At 31.2% G+C, this 16,932-nt stretch carries 11 protein-coding genes; 5 read left to right on the forward strand and 6 right to left on the reverse strand.

Going from position 1 to position 16,932, the window contains the following annotated elements; all coding sequences use genetic code 11:
* Window positions 1-24 precede the first annotated feature (24 nt).
* From HYG85_RS15605 to HYG85_RS15615, 3 genes are read left to right on the forward strand one after another with little or no spacing between them, the layout of a single operon-like run.
* Entirely contained in the window at window positions 25-1,098 is a 1,074-nt protein-coding gene (locus HYG85_RS15605) for a glycosyltransferase (RefSeq protein WP_212690429.1), read from the forward strand.
* Between the two features lie 49 nt (window positions 1,099-1,147).
* Window positions 1,148-3,445 (forward strand): glycosyltransferase family 4 protein, encoded by a 2,298-nt coding sequence (locus tag HYG85_RS15610; protein ID WP_212690430.1) that lies wholly within the window; start codon window positions 1,148-1,150, stop codon window positions 3,443-3,445.
* A gap of 27 nt (window positions 3,446-3,472) precedes the next feature.
* Complete coding sequence (locus tag HYG85_RS15615; protein ID WP_212690431.1) at window positions 3,473-4,510, forward strand: NAD-dependent epimerase; 1,038 nt, start codon at window positions 3,473-3,475, stop codon at window positions 4,508-4,510.
* Between the two features lie 77 nt (window positions 4,511-4,587).
* Here HYG85_RS15615 and HYG85_RS15620 read toward each other — a convergent pair whose 3' ends face one another.
* The 5 genes from HYG85_RS15620 to HYG85_RS15640 all read right to left on the reverse strand — a co-directional run bounded on the left by HYG85_RS15620 (window position 4,588) and on the right by HYG85_RS15640 (window position 14,477).
* Window positions 4,588-5,568: a CgeB family protein gene (locus HYG85_RS15620; RefSeq protein WP_212690432.1), complete on the reverse strand. Its 981-nt coding sequence runs from the start codon at window positions 5,566-5,568 to the stop codon at window positions 4,588-4,590.
* A gap of 194 nt (window positions 5,569-5,762) precedes the next feature.
* Entirely contained in the window at window positions 5,763-11,168 is a 5,406-nt protein-coding gene (locus HYG85_RS24425; protein ID WP_244971208.1) for a glycine rich domain-containing protein, read from the reverse strand.
* A 1-nt stretch (window position 11,169) separates the two neighbouring features.
* Window positions 11,170-12,222 (reverse strand): copper amine oxidase N-terminal domain-containing protein, encoded by a 1,053-nt coding sequence (locus HYG85_RS15630; protein WP_212690433.1) that lies wholly within the window; start codon window positions 12,220-12,222, stop codon window positions 11,170-11,172.
* 91 nt (window positions 12,223-12,313) lie between these two features.
* Window positions 12,314-13,366 (reverse strand): copper amine oxidase N-terminal domain-containing protein, encoded by a 1,053-nt coding sequence (locus tag HYG85_RS15635; protein WP_212690434.1) that lies wholly within the window; start codon window positions 13,364-13,366, stop codon window positions 12,314-12,316.
* A 91-nt stretch (window positions 13,367-13,457) separates the two neighbouring features.
* Entirely contained in the window at window positions 13,458-14,477 is a 1,020-nt protein-coding gene (locus HYG85_RS15640) for a copper amine oxidase N-terminal domain-containing protein (protein WP_212690435.1), read from the reverse strand.
* 623 nt (window positions 14,478-15,100) lie between these two features.
* On the opposite strand from HYG85_RS15640, the gene HYG85_RS15645 reads away from it, so the two are divergent.
* Both HYG85_RS15645 and HYG85_RS15650 read left to right on the forward strand, forming a co-directional pair.
* Window positions 15,101-15,997 (forward strand): YegS/Rv2252/BmrU family lipid kinase, encoded by an 897-nt coding sequence (locus tag HYG85_RS15645; protein ID WP_113673830.1) that lies wholly within the window; start codon window positions 15,101-15,103, stop codon window positions 15,995-15,997.
* A 26-nt stretch (window positions 15,998-16,023) separates the two neighbouring features.
* Window positions 16,024-16,308 carry a hypothetical protein gene (locus HYG85_RS15650; RefSeq protein WP_113673831.1) on the forward strand — a complete coding sequence of 95 codons (285 nt, stop codon included), beginning with the start codon at window positions 16,024-16,026 and terminating at the stop codon, window positions 16,306-16,308.
* On the opposite strand, the gene HYG85_RS15655 is transcribed toward HYG85_RS15650, so the two are convergent.
* Entirely contained in the window at window positions 16,309-16,761 is a 453-nt protein-coding gene (locus HYG85_RS15655; protein ID WP_113673832.1) for a hypothetical protein, read from the reverse strand.
* Window positions 16,762-16,932 lie beyond the last annotated feature (171 nt).

The following is a 16,932-nucleotide window of genomic DNA, read 5'->3' on the forward strand; positions in this document are numbered from 1 at the left end:
AAAGATACCTTTTGGAGGAATGAAGTGTACACAATAAGTTTATGCATGATAGTTAAGAATGAAGAGGATGTATTAGGTAATTGCCTTTCATCGGTGGGGAATCTAGTGGATGAGATTATTATAGTTGATACTGGTTCTACAGATAAAACAAAGGAAATTGCAAAAAAATTCAAAGCTAAAATTTATGATTTCAAGTGGATAAATGATTTTGCTGCAGCAAGAAATTATAGCTTTTCAAAAGCGACAAGTGATTATATATTGTGGTTGGATGCAGATGATGTTTTACTGGAAGAAGATATAAAAAAATTCAAAAAATTAAAGCGTAGCATTGATAAGAAAATAGATGCCTATTCAATGTTTTATAATTATGCGTTTGATGATAAGGGAAATGTAATCCTAAGATTTAGAAGAAATAGAATGGTTAAAAGAAAAAGGAAATACAAATGGCATGGATTCGTTCATGAATACATTGACGTAAAAGGAAAAGTTTCTAATACTGATATTTGTATAACTCACAAAAGAGTTCATAATGCTGGACCAAGAAATATTAATATATATAAACAGAAAATAAAAGAGGGATATGAATTAAATTCTAGAGAGATATATTATTATGGGAAAGAACTATTTGATAATAAAATGTATGAAGAAGGGATAAAAGTTTTCAACAAATACTTAGAAGATAATAAGGGGTGGAAAGAAGATAATATTGTAGCTTGTGAGAAAATAGCTGATTATTATTTTGGAATAAAAAATTATGGTGAAGGTAGAAAATATTGTTTCAAGACCTTTGAATATGATTTGCCACGTGGAGAAGCTTGTTGTAGATTAGGATCATCATATTTGAACCAAAATGAAATAGAAAAAGCTGTTTTTTGGTATGAACTTGCCACCAAATTAGAAAAGCCATCAAGCGACTGGGGATTTATCAATGAAAACACTTATACTTGGTTGCCACATTTACAATTATGTGTCTGCTATTATAAATTAGGAGATACTGATAAGTCATATGAGCATAATAGAATTGCTTCAAGATATAATAATAATAATGAGAGCATAAAATATAATGAAAAGTTTTTTAGAGAACTGGGATATAAATAATTAGAAATTCTACTATCTGTTATTTCATCTTAGAAGTTAGGAGATATGTATGATAGAAGAAATATTAAAAGAAGATGTTGATAAACGTATAGAGAGTAATTATGATATCACTAAGGTAATATTAGAAAAGAAGAAGCAAAATGATAAATTATATCATGTTGTATATGTGATGAGCAATACCACCGTATGCGGAGCTGCAAAGGTTATTTTTGAACACGCAAATAGATTGATCAGCTTAGGTAATAAAGTAACTGTTGTAGCATATTTTCCAAAACCTAATTGGTTCAATATTGAATGTAATTATATTCAAGTACCATGTACTACTAGATTATCAATGTGCATACCATTTTGTGATTTGATAGTTGCAACCTATTATACTCATATAGGTGATTGTGTACGAACCAATATAGCACCAGTCATATATTTTGAGCAAGGAGATTATCATCTTTTTCATTTTGATAGATTGCTTGAGAAATATAAGGCGTTCATCAAACTACAATTTTCATTGGCTAACAGCATAATAACAGTTTCTAATGAAGCGGCTAAACTAATCAAAAAAAATTTTGCAATGGAATCACATGTAATCTATAATGCCATAGATAATAATACATTCAATAATTCTTTGGAAGAAACCAATAAGGAAAGAGAAAAGTATTTATTGATAATGGGGTCTGATAAACTAAGTTTCAAAGGAATACAGGATGTAGTAACTGCATGCAGGATTGTAAAAACAAGTATACCTGAGATGAAAGTATATTGGATAACTCCAGTAATACCTTCAACTTATAATAAAAGCATTATATCAAAAGTGTTCATAGCACCTAGTCAAAAAGAAATAGCAAGATTATATCAAAATGCAGAGATGTTCATTAGTGGATCACACTACGAATCTTTTTCATTACCAGTATTAGAAGCAATGGCTTGTGGATGTCCAGTGATAACTACTGATAGCATAGGAGTCAGAGATTATGTAGTTGATAATCATAATGCATTAGTAACAAAGATTAAAGAACCATATGATATGGCGCAAAAGATTATAAAACTAATCAATAATGATTCTTTAAAAAAGAAATTGATTGAAAATGGACTTAAGACAGTAGAAAAATTCAATTGGAATTCAATAATAAATGAACTGAATAATCATTATAAAAATATTAATATGTATCAGGTTAATAATATAAATTGCATTGAAGATTGGACCATAAGATTTCGTGATAAAGAGTTTGATAAAAAAGAAGAATATTTAAAGTTCATTAAAATAATACAGACCACAAAAAGAGATAAAGTTTATATACCAGTAATATATAAAGTAATCAATGAGTTCAGTATAGCCAGATGGGAATTGGCTGCATATAGAAATGTGAATAGTAGTGATAAAGAGTATTGTTATACTAAGGTAAATGGAGATATTGAATCTTTGGAAGATGAAGAAATAAAAAATTTGTATAAGATTCTACAGGCTGGTGAATATACCAAAGCCATAGAGTATATTAGAAATAGATTATCAATAGAGGATAATGGAGTATATAATAAGTGGTTAGTATATTGCTTGATAAAAACAAGTAAATTTGATGAAGCAATAAAGCTATTGAACAAGGAGTTAAATAAAAAAGAAAAATATTCGGATTTATATTTATTATATTTATTAATACTATCCAAACAAAAACATACAGGAAAGGTTAGTAGAATCATCCAAGAGATAAATATATTAGGTGATGGTATCGTACATGAAGAATTTATTGTAGATATAATATCCAAGGCTGAAGAGATAGGAAACAATGTGAAAAATGATGATAAAAATATAAAGGAGGGGAATGTTTCAAAGATGGAAGAGATGTACGATTATGCTATGAGGCTATTCAATAATAGATTATACGATGAAGCGATTAACAGTTTCATAGAGTTTACTGAAGAATATGAGAATGAAAAGGAAAAGATAATCCAAGCCTATAGAAAAATATATCTTAGCTATTATTATAAACAAATGTATGATGAAAGCAGGTTGTATTGTTACTTGACGTTTAAATATACATTACCTAGAGCAGAAGAATGCTGTTTTATTGGATTTACATACCTAAAAGAAAAAAATTATGATAAGGCTATATTCTGGTATGAGTTAGCAACCAATCTTGAACCACCTAGAAATAATGAATTCACAATTGACAAAGATTCTTGGACTTGGAAACCATATGTACAATTATGTGTATGTCATTATCAGCAAGGTAATACGAAAAAAGCTTTTAAATATAATGAAATAGCTAAAAGTCTTAATCCTTATGAAGAAAGTATATTACAGAACGTAGAGTTTTTCAAAAAGCTTGGCTATAAGTCTAACGAACTATTATAAACTATTATTCAGTAAGGGGAGCTATAATTGAACAAAGAAAAGTTGAAATTACCTAATGAGCAAATATTAGTAACTGGTTGTGCTGGTTTCATAGGATTTCATTTGTCCAAATATTTATTGAAGGAAAACATAGAAGTAATAGGTGTTGATAATATCAATGATTATTATGATATCAATTTAAAATATTCAAGACTTGATATTCTGAAGAAGTATAATAATTTTAAATTCTATAAAGTATCATTAGAAGATGAAAAAGATATTAATAATATTTTTGTAGATAATAATATTAAGTATGTAGTTAATTTGGCAGCACAAGCAGGAGTAAGATACAGTTTGAAAAATCCAAAAGCTTATATAGATTCAAATATAGTTGGATTCTTAAGTATATTGGAAGCGTGTAAAAATCATGATATCAAACATCTAGTATATGCATCTTCAAGTTCAGTTTATGGTGGTAATAAGCAAGTCCCTTTTTCAACTAACCATAATGTAGACCATCCAGTAAGTCTGTATGCCGCTACTAAAAAAGCTAATGAGTTAATGGCACATACTTATAGCCATTTATATAATCTACCTACAACTGGTCTTAGATTTTTTACTGTGTATGGACCATGGGGAAGACCTGATATGGCACTGTTTTTATTTACTGATGCTATTCTTAAGGATAAACCAATCAATGTTTTCAATTATGGTAAAATGGTAAGAGATTTTACTTATGTAGATGATATTGTAGAAGGTATTGTAAAGTTAATAAATCATATTCCACAAAAAAATAAAGAATGGAATGATAAGAGCAGTGAGTGTAGTAAAAGTTTTGCTCCATATAAGATATATAACATTGGTAATAATTGTCCAATAGAATTGGAGTATTTCATATCAGTTTTAGAAGATAAATTAGGTAAATCTGCAATTAAAAAATATCTTCCCATGCAGCCAGGAGATGTGCCTAAAACATATGCAGACGTTAGTGACCTAGAAAAAGATATTAGTTTTAAACCCAAGACTGATATTGAAGACGGTATAAATGAGTTTGTTGATTGGTATAGGGATTATTATAAAAGATGACTATGAAAAGCGAAAAAGGACTGCTACTGGCAGTCCATGATTATGATTATCATAAGCCCTACATGTCAGCAAGATTTTTATAGTATTCCCTCTTTTTGTAATGTATCAATCATTTTTTCTGCTCTATGCTTATAAGTATGTTCACTAACAGCCTTATAGCCATTTTCTTTTATTTTTTCTCTAAGTTCTGGATGCTTTGAATAGAAATCAACATAATCTAGTGTTTCCTTCTCGCAAGAAGATACAATCAAATCTTTATCAGGAGTAAATAATTCGCATAACCTACTGTTATAAGAAGTTATTAAGAATCCTCTGGAACCAAGTATTTCATAGGTTCTCATTGTTATTGATTCATCGTGATAATTTTGGAGTCCTATTATCATGTTGGAGCATCTATAAACATTATTAGCTTGTAGATAGTTCAGGTAGCCATGGATATTGTTAGGGTTTATTTCTGTTCCTAGATAAGGTACCATTTTATCCCAATATTTCCCCCAGAAATCAACTGGGATATCATTTTGTAATAGAGGTTTAATTAATATGTCAAGAGATTTATGTCTATAATGATTTTCATCCCAGGAGAGGACATTAGGATAAGCATTAGCCACAACCGCTATATTTTTTTTACACCATTCTTCACATGTAACAGGCTGATGGATACTTGGTTGATATGCAAAAGGTATATGGGCTGCACCAATTCCAAGAGATTCATATATAGGGATACAAGATGGTGAAATTGTAAATATATATTTGGGATTGGTCTTTTTTATTAAAGGAATTGAAAACTCATTAATAAATGTCGGATCTTCAGTAGCCCAATATACCAGAGGAATCTTATATCTGTCACAGGTTACTCCTATTAGTTTTAGATTGGAGTCTGTATGCTCTACAGTCCATCCCATTAGAATAATTAGATCTGGTTGGAATTTATTTATAAGTCTATATACTTTTTCTTCATTTATTGATCCAGAGACTAGAATTTTGTGTCCTGCATCACGAAATCCAAGTGGAAGTCCAAATACAAAACGGTCATCTTTTTCAAAAAACAATACTTTCATGAAAACTCCTTATTTTTAAGTTATATAATAACAGTATTACAGTTATTTATGAAATAGAACATTATACATTCATTATTTATAGGTATATCCATAAAAAAAAGGAATGGGTAAGTTTTATAATGAATGTTTTAACAAAACTTACCCATTAGTATATTAATTTGCTTTTTGTTTTTATAAATTTATTCTGGTTATCCTTAATGGGTACCCGATATGTCTAAGTCATCTCGTGACGATTTCCATGCTGAATATACACTGATTACTGAATAAGGTATATCTGATGATGGTATTGGGTATTCACGATAATCACTTGTACCTGCCTTTCCAATCTTAATAGGATTGTTTGTATGTGCATATTGTAATGTATAGACATTACCCACTGATTTTATATCTGCTGCCATGAGGATTAAACCATCTTTAGAATGTAATTTCCTTATATTTTCATTCTTTAACATCTCACCATGTTTTACGGCTACTGCAGATGATGGTAGTCCAAGTGTAAAATGCCATCGTTGAGCTTGTAGTCCATAAAATAATGATGATATCTTCCTTCCTGGATTCTTATCCATTCCTTTTGTTTGATCAGTTCCTATGAATGTTCTGTTTCTGCCTTTTAGAAAAATGACTTGTCCATTTCCTAATTGATTACTAATTGCTGATGGAGTTACTAGAGGTTTTGTATTACCACTACTATCTGTATAGCCATATTTTGCTGCTACTCGTTTGGTTAACTCTCCTTCCTCTTGTGAATAATTTCTTCTGAGTTTCTCTTCGTCCCAATCATAAACATATTTATAAGGGTATAGTAGACTTGTATCTGCTCCTGATCTAGCTGCATCAAATATATTAAAAGGTTTATATGCACCACTTACATTAATATAAATATCAAGAGGTGTAATATAATCTGGGTCTGAGGGATTCTTTGTCGTATCCAAATAGTAATAGTAAGGCATTATCTGAACATCCGTATAATAATTACCTATTGTTTGTACATCTGCTAATAATTTGTATCCTATTGTGAGAGGTTTATCTTTTAACACCTCTATATTATTATCACTAGGTGAAAGAGGGAAGTAAATAGGTTTCCAACTTGTATTGGGCTTATTATGCTGTCTCCATAAGTACTCATTAGGTTTATTAAGATGTTCAAGTAAACCATAAGTATTAAGAAAATGATTACTATCATCTGCTTTATCGCCTCTTATATCCATATAACTTCCAACTACATTATTCTGTTTCCTTATATCTACTTTTTTAATTACTTGATTAACATACCAATCAGCATCTGTATACCAACTAGATAATGGTTCTTTGAATAGGTTAGAATATCTGAAGTCTTGTGTATCTTCTATGACAAGATTGCCAATTCTTCCTACAACATCAATATTATATTTTCTAAGTGCACTGTGCAAAGCTCCTTTATTGTAATATCTTACTTTATTAGTTGGATATTTATTATTATCTATATCACCATTATTAGCTACTACCTTAAATGTTACTAATGAACTTATTTCTTCATTATTAGCAAGAGGACAATAAAAATTGTACTTGCTACCGCCTACGGGCAGTGAGATCTCTTCCCATTTTTTATACAACTTACCGTTATAGATGACATTAAATCCAAAGGTTACGCTTTTTTTGGCAATCCATTCACTTGTATCCATATCATTAACAAAACCTTTACCTCTTGTTTTGGTCGTCTTACCAATCCCTAATTGACCATTACCATAGAAGTCTCCTGTACTTGGGAAGTATATTTGGAATGGGTAGTCCAAGTTAATGAATTTTCCAGGGCTAACGTTTTCATTTTGACCTAACCCTTCATCGTAAATGATTACTGGCTTGTTAGCAGAAATTGTATCACTTATTTCTTTGTAGCATTCAGGATAATGTCCTCCTTCATGGTGTGGTTCTGTACAATTCAATGTTTTTACTGTTATATACTGAGGTTCTGATGAGATAATCTCAGGAGTAGTAATTTTTATCTTACCGTGACCACTATTAATTCCTGATGATGTGGTACCATTGGATACACCACCAATATACCCTGAACCACCAGCTCCAGCTTGTTCTGTACCCGTGAGACCGCCATAATAACCACCACCGCCACCGCCGCCGCTATCTGACGATGAACAATTCTCACCTCTACCTAGTCGATAACCAGATGTTTGTGTTCCTGGTGAATTACTAGAACCTCCAGATGTTCCCGATAAGCCACCACCATGTCCGCCTTCTTCTCTATCTTCTCCAGCACCACCGCCGCCACCTGCAACAATAATCCTTGAAGACAGTGAGGTACTAGTTCTTATATCTGTAGCTCCGCCTCCTCCAGAACCACATTCATCTGAACGACCATATTGGGAGCCTCTACCACCACCATTATAACCTCCGTAAGCATAACCGTCTCTTGGATAACCATCAGAACCCCTTCCTCCTACATATAGGTATAACATATCTCCTTTTTTTAGATATTTCTCGCCATAGGAGTAACCGCCTTTACCACCATATCCTCTATCATCGCTATAGCTTGTACCTCCTGATGCACCCCATGTTTCAAGTTTATAGATACCATCACAAGGTGCAGTAAAAGTCTGGTGGCTTCCAGTATAGTCATAAGTATATGTGGTAGCCTCTTGGGGTTGTACATAATTAGGGTTAATTACCTGTTTTGTTGTATAACAACTGGGTGTATGTTCGTGTCCACCTGTATATTTACAGTCTAAAACCCATTCTACTTCTTCTAGATCATCCTGACAATTACCCCCAATATTTTTGGTTGATGGTGTTCTTTGGTCTCTTGTTTCTGGGAGTGGTATTACTATGGCATTTTCTGCTGACACTGGATTATGTATAACTATATCGTTAACTTTGGTATGATTATCAGAATAGGTTGTTTTGAATTCTTGTCCATTCATACCATATTCGCTATTTCTAGATTTACTATATGCTGTGCTTCCACTACCACGTGATAATCTTAATTCATAAAATATGCTTGACTGTCCTGTTATATATTCTCCATTAGGTATTTCATCCATTATATCAAGTGAGGTATTGATTAAGCGTAATTCAGTGGATGGTCTTGATGGTCTGCTTTTACCAAATGGTTTACTATCAAATATAGTTGATACTCTTGTGCGATTACCGCTTCCTTTATATTTTTCATTTGGTCGATAATATTTTCCATTATATGAACCAATATTGATATGATCTTCACTCCACCTAGAAGCTGATAGGGGATTATTATCCCACATTTCTTCTTTACTTGTCTTAGGTACCTCTAGTAATTCCGTTGTTTTAAGGGTAGGTGAAGGGTCTGACTGAAAGTATATGACAGACTGATCTCCTGAGGATGTCTGTAGTATTAAGAAGTCTGAAATAGCAATGACATTGTTTGGTAGATTTCTTCTGTAATTAAACTGTTTTTGCTCATTAACTGGTCCAGAGTCTTTACTATTACTACATTTATTATCTGAATCTCCTTCATTCCACGTTACATAATCATGTTGACCCGTTTCAAGAGAGTATCTTAAGCGATGATTTCTACTTGTATCACTACTTGCTATGTTCCAAAATATATTTGGATTACCTTTCTTGATTGTAGCTGTTACTTTATCTGTACCGATAATTTCTCTCATACCATCAACTTTTGACTGTTTAATTTCCCATACATTTACTTTCTTTATTTTCATGTAATCAAAGGTTACATTTTGGCTCCAAGTATCACTGTAGCCCCCAACTCTATGATTACAACATGGACCACAGCCTGTATGTCTTGAAAGACCAGACCATACTTGCTGATATTCTGTATGGGATTCTTCTGATTGTGTTTCAGTAGCCTTTCTAGTTACAACTTTTTTACTATTAACACTGGTGCTTTCTGAATGTATCGTTCCATCGTATCCTGTTATAGTTCTTGGTGTAGGTGCTCCAGGATTGGATTTGGACCATCCTCCTTTTTTACTGGGGAGATTATGGTTATGTAGAGGACCTATATGACTATCTCTATTTTCACACCATACTTCATTATACTTTGAGGAATACCTTCTTGTTGCTGTTCCATTAGGTACATATTCAACTTCAATATCAACTATGAATTCTGATCCTCCTGATGCAAAGTAGAGGTTTCGTGTTGTAGGTGTTCCTGCCATAGCTTCAAATTGTTCATGATAGACATCACCTTGTTTGATTTCTGACCAATAACTTGGTGTAGATACATAGCCATCTGTTTCAGGTTTCCTATAGAAGGAGGCTACATCTGCAGACCCATTAAGAGGAATTGTTTTGTCACGTACTTTTACACTTATATCTGCATCATATTCAAACTCTATGGTTTCTCCACCTGCTATTGGATATTGGGTAAGGTCATCAGTATAATATAGTTTTTCACCACCAAGGTAGTTAAGTAATTGCGTAGCACTAATATCATAGGTATAATTTGCTTGAGGCTGAATAATGGCTCCGCTTTTATCTCTTTTTAAGTTTACAGTGAGCTCTACGTTGCTGTTTCCAACAAAAACATTCCAGTCTTCTAAACTTTTTGCACCTTGGGTAAGGTCAATAGTTATATTTGCCATTTGCCCAATTTTTTCACCTTCAACCTGCTGACTATCTGGTTCAGCTTTTAATTGGTGAGTCCCTGTTGCTTGGACGGGTACGTAGTAGAAGATTACATTTGCTTCTTTAAAAGAACCTTCTTCTATTTCGCCATATTTTTTTGCTTGATATTTATTTTTACCTATTATTGTTATGAATTCATCTGTTTTTGTTTCAATTGTGCCATTATCCTTCTGTATAGTACATGAATGGTATTTATATCCTGGAAATACTTTTTTTGAATATGTTTGAGACATGCCATGGTCCAAAGAATCTTTTTTCTCCTTTTCATTAGGCATCAATACATCATTTCCGTGTATATCTTTGGTCATATGACGGATAATTACATTTGATATAAATGAGGGGAATTCAAGTTCCTTATTATAATCATCATCAAAATCATTTGGGTGAAGCCAACCTCTTGCATATTTTATTCCACCGTGCCACTTCGCAGGTTTAAATTTTCCATTGATAAGTGTTTCCTCTCCCTCGCATGAATAGTAGACCTCATCTTTTGCATTTGCTTTTTCTCCTCGATCATTAAGATGTCCTAGATAATTCTCATCATTTCCTTTGACAAGTTTAATTGTATATACGGGGTCTAAATACACCTTACCTCCATCTATTAAAAGTTGATTTGCCCAGCCGGGGTTATTTTTTTCTTCTTCTTTTAATCTCTTAGTAATCATTTCATATGATATATAGAATGTAGTCCTAATTCGTTCAGGGCTGCCTCCAATATTTTCACTTTCCTTACTTGATTTATCATCTGCATCTAATTTCAGAACAACAGATTTTTTTCTACTATGTGAGGTTTTATCTTGGTCAAACATTTGCCAGCCAATAGTTGAATATCTGGTACCTGTTGTTGCTTTTATGCCTACTGTTGTAAACTTTAAATTGCCATATTCATCAAATCGTATTTTTTCTCCATCTTCTGCATGACTAGTTATGAATAATGTATTTATTATGACTACGTATATTAGTAATATACCTACTATCTTTTTCAATCTACTTCACTTCCTTGATTGGTGTAATAAAGTGTTCATCAGAAATAAGTCTTTCCGCTGTTTTCCATTTCTCCTTAGACTTTCGTGCTAAATTTGCTATTTCAACATCCACTACACAAGTATATTTCTTACCAAGTTCAACACTTCCATATCTAGTATATTTTTTTAACCATTCCATATCATTACAACTTTCAATAACATAGTTCATTCTTCCTCTTATCATTGTATCTCCATTGGTATATATGCAGGTTTCATCAGTTACAAATTCTGTATGTATAGCTATTTGTTTTTTGGTTATCATATTAGCCCAGTAATTTATATGTTCTTCATTATCTCTTTCTATACGGTCATCAGCAATCCAAGAAGAACTTTCTAAAAAGAACCATTTTAATTTTTCTACATATTCTGCTTTATTATAGGTTCTATAATCCACATTATAGAATGTTTCCATAAAATTTTTTCCAATTGCAACAAATTCTTTTACCTTATCCTCGCCGTAGCGACCGACTAACCACTCATGGTTTTCAATTCGTTTTGTAAAATGATTTTCTTGGTAGGGATATTCCTGTAATTGTTGTATGATTTCCTCATTAGTCATACCCTCCAAGTTTACTGTATCACGCTTTAGAGTTATAATAACTATATAATTAGTGCTATCCCACTTTACATCAGCACCCATTGCCTCACTAACAAATCTTACAGGAACATAAGTTCTAGAATCTTTTAATATAGCTTGTGTGTCCATGACTTGTACTTGATTATCAACGGTTATTTCTTTCTTATTAATAACTAATTTGATAATTTTTTTATCGTATGTTATAGTTGCTTGTTGAAGGTCACCATCCCAGCTAACTTGCCCACCTAATGCTTCACTGATAAATCTTATTGGAACAAGAGTTCTGTTATTGGCATCTATGAATGGTTGAGCATCTGGGAAATCTACAGTTTCACCCTCTACTGTAACCGTTACATAAGTTTCTGCTGTTACTGTTGATACCAATATTGTTGTCAACATAATTACCACTACTACCATTAAATTTACTACTTTTTTCATTGATAATTCTCCTCCTCATTATTGGGTATAATATTATGACTTAAATTAATTTACCATTATTAGATATATTAATTAATCATTAATTTTTAATTTATTTTACTTCCTTAATTGGTGTTATAAAATGTTCATCAGAAAGAAGTCTCTCAGCAGTCTCCCATTTTTCATCAGGTTTTTTAGCCTTAGTAATTATTTGAACATCTACAACACAAGTATAATTTTTACCAAGTTCAACATCTCCATATCTTGTATATTTTTTTAACCATTCCATATCATTACAACTTTTTATTATATAATTCATTCTTCCTCTTATCATTGTATAACCATTGGTATATATACAAGTTTCATCAGTTATAAATTCTGTATGAATAGATATCTGTTTTTCTTTTATCATATTAGCCCAGTAATTTATATGTTCTTCGTTTTCCCTTTCTATACGGTCATCAGCTACCCAACTAGAACTTTCTAAAAAGAACCATTTCAATTTATCTACATAGTTTTCCTTATTATAAGTTCTATAATCCACATTATAAAACGTTTCCATATAACTTTTTCCGATTTGTGCAAACTCTTTTAGTTTATCCTTTCCATATCGATTGGACATCCATTCATTATTTTCAATACGATTAGTAAAACTATTCTCTACATATGGATACTCTTGTAATTCTTGTATTATTTCCTCATTAGTCATACCTTTCAAGTCTACGGTATCACGAACAAGAGTTATAATAACAATATAATTAGTGCTATCCCACTCTACATTAGCACCCATTGCTTCACTAACAAATCTTACAGGGACATACGTTCTAGAATCATTTAATATAGCTTGTGTGTCCATGACTTGTACTTGATTATCAACGGTTATTTCTTTCTTATTAATAACTAATTTGATAATTTTTTTATCGTATGTTATAGTTGCCTGTTGAAGGTCACCATCCCAGCTAACTTGCCCACCTAATGCTTCACTGATAAATCTTATTGGAACAAGAGTTCTGTTATTGGCATCTATGAATGGTTGAGCATCTGGGAAATCTACAGTTTCACCCTCTACTGTAACCGTTACATAAGTTTCTGCTGTTACTGTTGATACCAATATTGTTGTCAACATAATTACCACTACTACCATTAAATTTACTACTTTTTTCATTGATAATTCTCCTCCTCATTATTGGGTATAATATTATGACTTAAATTAATTTACCATTATTAGGTATATTAATTAATCATTGATTTTTAATCTACTTCACTTCCTTGATTGGTGTTACAAAATGTTCATCAGAAAGAAGTCTTTCAGATGTTTCCCATTTCTCATGAGCGTTCTTTGCTGAATTAGATATTTCAACATCCACTACACAAGTGTATTGCTTGCCAAGTTCAACATTTCCATATCGAGTATATTTTCTTAACCACTCCATATCATTACAATTCTCAATTATATAATTCATTCTTCCTCTAATCAATATAGGACCATTGGTATATATACAAGTTTTATCAGTTATAAATTCTGTATGCATAGATATTTGTTTATCTGTTATCATATCAGCCCAGTAATTTATATGTTCTTCACTAGCTCTTTGAATACGATCATCAGCTATCCAAGAAGAACTCTCTAAAAAGAACCATTTTAGTTTTTCAATATAGTCAGCTTTATTATATGTTTTATAGTCTACATTATAGAATGTTTCCATATAACTTTTGCCAATTCCCACAAATTCTTTAATTTTATCTTGTCCATAGCGGTTAAGTAACCACTCATCATCTTCCATAAAATCTATACCATAATTGTTTTCTAAATATGGATACTCCTGTAATTGTTGTATGATTTCCTCATTAGTCATTTCTTTCAAATCTACGGTATCACGCTTTAGAGTTATAGTAACTATATAATTAGTGCTATCCCACTCTACATTAGCACCCATTGCCTCACTAACAAATCTTACAGGAACATAAGTTCTAGAATCTTTTAATATAGCTAGTGTGTCCATAACCTGTACTTTATCATCAACAGTTATTTCTTTATTATTAATAACTAATTTAATGACTTTATTATCATATGTTATAGTTGCTTGTTGAAGGTCACCATCCCAGCTAACTTGACCACCTAATGCTTCACTTATGAATCTTATTGGAACAAGAGTTCTATTGTTAGCATCAATGAATGGTTGAGCATCTGGAAAATCTACAGTTTCTCCTTGTACTGTCACCGTTACAAAAGTCTCTGCTGTTACTGTTGATACCATCATTGCTGTTAACATCATTACTACTACTACCATTAAATTTACTAGTTTTTTAATTATAATTCTCCTCCTCATTATTGGTTTTAATATTATGACTTAAGTGTATTAAAAATTAGGTCTATTAAGTAATAATATCTAAATATATAATTATATGTTTTATTGTAAAATATTAATAAAATAATGTCAATATATAATGTTTTTTGTATAATAAATATAACTTTGATAATATATTATACAAATTTAAATGATATTAAATATATTTATTAAAAATGTTGGATTTGATACTAATTGTATGTTCATAATACACTATTCTAATAAATAAATACTATAAATACTCTCCTTATAATTGGATAAAAATATTGTTATATCGTAAAATATTTACTTAATACATCTAGAATAAATGTATTAAATTAATTAAATATATTTTAATTACTCTAAAAAAAGGTTGCGTTAGATAGGCAGTAGTGTATAATGATTAGTAAGGTATTAGTGCAGTTTTACTATGAAAAATTAAAGGATAAATAAGATTATGTTATGATGGTTATAATTTAGAAGTAACAAGATTTTTTTATAGAAATTTGTATCTAATGAAAGTCTGATTTGCATTATTCAATAAGTAATATAGAGGAGATTTGAGATATCCTATGAAATATGTTCAATTATTATATAATCCAATGTCTGGAAACCTAGATTTTCCAGCTTACCTAGATTTATTTATATCCATATTCCAAGATGTAGGCTATGAAACTAGAATACATAGAACTAGAAGCAAAGATGATATGGCTGATTACTTAACAAGCCAGGATCTAAATAATTGTAGTGCTATAATTGTAGCCGGAGGGGATGGTTCAGTCAACCAAGTGGTAAATTGTATAATGAAAAACCATATTGATGTACCTTTAGGTGTAATTCCAGCAGGAACTGCCAACGATTTTGCATCTCATCTTAAGATGCCTTTCAGATATGGTGAATGTATTGAAACTCTTGCTAAGATGAATGTTAAAAACGTAGACGTGGGTAAGGTGAACGATAAATACTTTATCAATGTCTGTTGTGGAGGATTATTTACAAATATATCTCAAAACATGGATTTAGAACTTAAAAATACATTAGGAAAGCTTGGATATTATATAAAGGGTGTTCAGCAGCTACCTAGATTTCGAAAGATTCGCTACAAGATTACTAGGAAAGATGAAGTATTAGATGATTATTTTTATCTGTTTTTGGTATTGAATGGCAAAAGCGCTGGAGGATTCAATAAATTAGGGGTAGATGCACAGATTGATGATGGTAAGATGGATTTTATCGGAATCAAAGCATGTACAATTAATGAAGTTGCAGTTTTATTTGGTAAAATATTGATTGGAGAGCATCTTCAAGATAGGAACATAGTATTTTTCCAAGATAACAAAATAGATATAGAGTGTGTAGAAGGATTGAAAATGTTTAAAGAGTCAGATATTGATGGAGAAACAGGTCCAGAGTATCCACTTCATATAGAAGTTAAAAAAAGAGCTTTGAAAGTTTTATGTAACTTATAAAAAAAGAAATATTACGGAGGTTAGTTATGATTAAATTAGAATTAGAAGAATTTGTTGAAGAAATTAAAGCCGAGATGTATGGCTATGAGGAAATAGAAGAATCTATGATAAATGATTGGGAAGATAGATTCAGAGCTTGGGTGGCAAAAGTAAAAGATAAAAAGATTAAAAATGATAGAATTAAGTTTGGACCTAATTCTATCAAAGTAGAGTTAAAAGATGAGACAGATATATTTAAAATAGTTGATAAATTTCTAGTTGCTGTAACCCATAACGAAATAGATAAATACTTTATTGACTGGCAATTATAATTATTTGTTTTCTTTATTATGTACGTCTTCTGGCTTAGCCTTATCTAGGGCTTTTTCTATTGCGCCAAGAAGTAGTGAGGACGTATACTTAGTATCTGTTTTAATGCTTAGGTTTTCAAAGCTGGTATCATTGACAAGTTGAATCTCTAGGTCACTCAATGTTGGTACTAGAGCAGGGTTAAGTGTAGCAATAGCACTGTCCAGGTTAGTTAGATTAATTGAGTTAATATGATTTTTATCAACCACAACTTCAACATTGACTGGTTGATTTTCGATTACAATGGATGATGTATAAACTCCAGGAACATAAGTAGCCATTACAGGTGCTTTAGTATCACTTTTATTATTGAACATGTAGATAAGTAATAATATTAAACATATTCCAACTATGACAAATAGTACAGTATATATTATTTGTTTTAGTTGTAGAACGATAATTTTGGTTGATCTCATAATTGCCTCCTTATACAAATAGTCCGATTAATATATTTTATTTAAGATAGGACTAAAATATGAAGGTTATGCAAAATTATTTTATATAATTTTTAGAAATCCATAAGCTATATGTTTGCTTTTAGTGGATGGAGAGGTTTAATCACTAAAGTTTGACCTGCTTTAAACAAG

Origin of the sequence: Vallitalea guaymasensis (assembly GCF_018141425.1) — a bacterium.
Taxonomy (GTDB): Bacteria; Bacillota; Clostridia; order Lachnospirales; family Vallitaleaceae; genus Vallitalea; species Vallitalea guaymasensis.

Excerpts from the sequence above, each read along its gene's own strand:
- HYG85_RS15645 (WP_113673830.1), top strand. The coding sequence starts at position 15,101 with ATGAAATATGTTCAATTATTATATAATCCAATGTCTGGAAACCTAGAT.
- HYG85_RS15620 (WP_212690432.1), bottom strand. The coding sequence starts at position 5,568 with ATGAAAGTATTGTTTTTTGAAAAAGATGACCGTTTTGTATTTGGACTT.
- HYG85_RS15650 (WP_113673831.1), top strand. The coding sequence starts at position 16,024 with ATGATTAAATTAGAATTAGAAGAATTTGTTGAAGAAATTAAAGCCGAG.
- HYG85_RS15635 (WP_212690434.1), bottom strand. The coding sequence starts at position 13,366 with ATGAAAAAAGTAGTAAATTTAATGGTAGTAGTGGTAATTATGTTGACA.
- HYG85_RS15630 (WP_212690433.1), bottom strand. The coding sequence starts at position 12,222 with ATGAAAAAAGTAGTAAATTTAATGGTAGTAGTGGTAATTATGTTGACA.
- HYG85_RS15610 (WP_212690430.1), top strand. The coding sequence starts at position 1,148 with ATGATAGAAGAAATATTAAAAGAAGATGTTGATAAACGTATAGAGAGT.
- HYG85_RS15640 (WP_212690435.1), bottom strand. The coding sequence starts at position 14,477 with ATGATGTTAACAGCAATGATGGTATCAACAGTAACAGCAGAGACTTTT.
- HYG85_RS15655 (WP_113673832.1), bottom strand. The coding sequence starts at position 16,761 with ATGAGATCAACCAAAATTATCGTTCTACAACTAAAACAAATAATATAT.